3 protein-coding genes are annotated in these 3326 nt (G+C 66.7%); 2 read left to right on the top strand and 1 reads right to left on the bottom strand.

Going from position 1 to position 3326, the window contains the following annotated elements:
* Positions 1–511, top strand: a 511-nt coding sequence (locus tag ACFWF3_RS29430; RefSeq protein WP_379316858.1) for a thiolase family protein, incomplete at its 5' end; no start/stop codon positions are given.
* Between the two features lie 509 nt (positions 512–1020).
* Positions 1021–2019, top strand: a complete 999-nt coding sequence (locus ACFWF3_RS29425) for an oxygenase MpaB family protein (RefSeq protein WP_379316856.1) — start codon at positions 1021–1023, stop codon at positions 2017–2019.
* A 27-nt stretch (positions 2020–2046) separates the two neighbouring features.
* On the opposite strand, the gene ACFWF3_RS29420 is transcribed toward ACFWF3_RS29425, so the two are convergent.
* The coding region (locus ACFWF3_RS29420; protein WP_379316854.1) for an MFS transporter at positions 2047–3326 on the bottom strand (1280 nt) is incomplete at its 5' end.

Genomic DNA, 3326 nt, shown 5'->3' with positions numbered 1-3326 from the left:
AGCCTTCACCGATCCCGCTCTCCTGGACCGGTTTCCGGAGATCAACTGGTCGGTGACCGCTGGCAACTCCTCGCCGCTCACCGACGGTGCGTCGGCGGCGCTCATCATGAGCGAGGCGATGGCGGCGAAGCTGGGGTTGACCCCCCGCGCCCGCTTCCACTCCTTCGCCGTTGTCGGCGACGATCCGACGCTCATGCTCACCGCCGTGGTTCCCGCGACGCGCAAGGCGCTCGACCGGGTCTCACTCACCGTGGACGACATCGATGCCTTCGAGGTGAACGAGGCGTTCGCGCCGGTCCCGCTCGTGTGGCAACACGAGCTCGGCGCCGACCCGGCCAGGGTCAATCCGCGTGGCGGCGCGATCGCGCTCGGGCACCCGCTCGGCGCTTCCGGGACCCGCTTGCTCGCGACGATGGTCAACCATCTCGAACAGACCGGCGGTCGCTACGGTCTCCAGACCATGTGCGAGGCAGGCGGATTGGCCAACGCTACGATCATCGAACGCCTCTGAGTCTGCGCGGTGAACGCCCCCGCTGGACGCGATGTGCGGTCGGCGGGGGCGTCGAACTGATTGCCGGTACCGCCGCGGTTCGCGAGGTTCCGCGACTCGATGACGGGCGAGCGGTCGGTCGACGGCGTCGTGCGAAGGATGGGGCGCAAGACTCGCGGCAGTGGGGGCAAAGGGCCTGGACGTCCCACGCCGCGAGCCTTGCGCTCCGGGAGCGAACTCCCGGAATGCCACCTATCGGCGGCAGTCGTGTCCACCTGGCGCCGCAGTGCATGCCCGCTCCGTAGCGCTGGTGAATGCGCATCAACTTAGTTATACAAAGCTGCGGTGTCAATCCTTTGTAGGCCCTATTTTGGGTCCGCTTTCCTCTCTGTTCATTCGAGGAATAGTCGGTAACATAATGGGTGTGCCGAGGTATCCTTGGCGCCGAACCGCGTTCGCGAGGTGCGTCGGGCTGCTGTGCATCGCCTCGGCTACTCGGTCGCGCGGCACATCTCTGGGAAAGGATGACGATGAGCACGGCAACCAGGCCTGGCGACCCCGATTACGTCGACCCGCACAGTGATTCCTACGTCGACGAAGGGGCCGGACCCGCGTGGCGTCGGTCGGCCACCCCGGCGGTGGAACCCGCCGCGACGGAGCATGCGCTGACTCTCGACCGGGTTCGCCTCTATATTCCCGACACCCACCGGTCCCCACGCAAACGGCCCGCCCAGCTGGCCGATGCCTTGGACTTCTGGATGTTCGCGGGCGCGGCCGCGAACGTGGCGATGCAGTTCGCACACCAGGGGGTCGCGGCGGGTGTGATGGAGAGTCCGGTCGAATCCGGTGCGCTCATGGTGCATCCGTGGAAACGGCTGCGGACCACCTCCGCCTACCTCGCGGTGGCCGTTCTCGGCACCGATGAGGACAAGTCGGCCATGCGCGAAGCGGTCAATGTCGCGCACCGCCAGGTCAGATCGCGGCCGGATTCGAAGGTGAAGTACAACGCCTTCGACCGGAACCTGCAGATGTATGTGGCCGCGGCGATCTACATCGGCTTCGAGGACACGCACCAACTGCTGTGCGGCAAGATGACCGACGACGAACTCGAGGCGTTCTACCAGGGCGCCGACACCTTCGGCACCACGCTCCAGGTACACCCCGACATGTGGCCCAAGACGCGGGCCGAGTTCGACGAGTACTGGCTCGAGGCGTGCAAGCAGGTGGTGTGCGATGACGAATTCCGCGCCTACATCGACGATCTGCTGCACCTGCGGATGATTCACTGGTCCATCCGGGTGATGTTCGGCAGCCTCCTGCAATTCCTGACCGCGGGCTTTCTGCCGCCGCATTTCCGCGAGCAGATGGCGATCGAGTGGAGCGCCGCGGATCAGCGCAGATTCGAGCACCTGTTCCAGTTCGTCGGCTTCGTCAACCGCTTCATCCCGAAGTTCATCAGGTTCGCCGGCACCAACGCGATGATGCGCGACGTGCGCAGCCGCATCAAACGGCAGAAGTCGCTCATCTGACCGAACGGAAGCGCGAAAGGTGCGGGCTCATCTGATTCGGGAGCCGGTGGTGCCGAGGGCTGCTGCGGTGAGACAGGCGAGGGCGGCGGTGATCCACAGAGGAGTGTAGGAGCCGTTGAGGTCGCGGATCAGGCCGCCCGTGAGGGCCATCGCGCCGGCGCCGAGTTGGTGGAAGACGCTGATCCAGCCGAACGTCAGGGCGCTGTCGGCGCCGAAGTAGTGCCGGCACAGGGTCAGTGTCGGTGGCACCGTCGCGACGTCGAGGACGCCGAACACCACAGCGAAGACGACGAGGTCGGGGGACCACCCGCTGGTGAACAGGATGGGGAGGAGAGCGAGGGACACACCACGACCGAGAAAGAATACGGCGAGAAGCAGTCGCGGTTCGATCCGGTCGGTGAGCCAGCCCGCGGAGACGGTGCCGAGGATGTTGGCGACGCCGATGATCGCCAGCAGGCCCGACGCGGCCGTGGCGGCCATGCCGTGATCGTGTGCGGCAGGGGTGAAGTGACTCCACATCAGGCCGTTCGTGGTCGCCCCGCACAGTGCGAACATCGAGGCCAGCACCCAGAACCGGGTGTCGCGCGAGGCTCGGAGCAGAGCGGTGATCGTGCGGGCGAACGGGTTGACGCGGCGATCGGTGTCGGCAGGTTCGGTGTCGGGGTTCGCCCCATAGCGGACCGCGCCGATCGCGGCGGGGCTCTCGCGCAGGAAGAGCAGGACGCCGAGCAGGGCCGCCGTCGCGACAGCTCCGCAGGCGAGAACAGGCGCGCGCCAGTCGGCTCGCTCGAGCAGCACGGACAGCAGGGGCAGCATCGCGAACTGTCCGAATACGCCTGCCGCGGTGAGCAATCCGGTAGCAAGACCGATCTTGCGGTAGAACCAGCGATTCGCCACGGTCGCGGCGAACACCGTCGTGATCGACCCGGTCCCGACCCCGATGGCGAAACCGAACCACAGCACGAACCAGAAGACCGACGGAGTCCAGATCGCGGTGAGGACCGAACTCGCGATCAGCGCGAGCAGTGCGTACGACGTCACCCGGCGGATGCCGTAGCGGTCCATCATGGCCGCGGCGAACGGCCCGACCACCCCGTAGAGCACCATGTTCACCGCCACCGCGGCGCCGATTCCGGTGCGACTCCACCCCTTCGTCTCGACCAGCGGTTCGGTGATCAGCCCCGCGATCGTGGCGAAACTCCCCGCCGCGACGAGCGTGAGGGCCGCCACGGCCACGATCGTCCACGCGGGATGAAAACGGGGCGCCCGCCGGATCGCGCGCTGCTCGATATCGACTGCGGAAATAC

The sequence above is a fragment of the Nocardia sp. NPDC060220 genome (genome assembly GCF_042727815.1).
In the GTDB taxonomy this organism is placed as follows: Bacteria; Actinomycetota; Actinomycetes; order Mycobacteriales; family Mycobacteriaceae; genus Nocardia.
Note: the sequence above shows the minus strand (reverse complement) of the source record. Positions and strands in the feature narration are given on the sequence as shown.

Excerpts from the sequence above, each read along its gene's own strand:
- ACFWF3_RS29425 (WP_379316856.1), top strand. The coding sequence starts at position 1,021 with ATGAGCACGGCAACCAGGCCTGGCGACCCCGATTACGTCGACCCGCAC.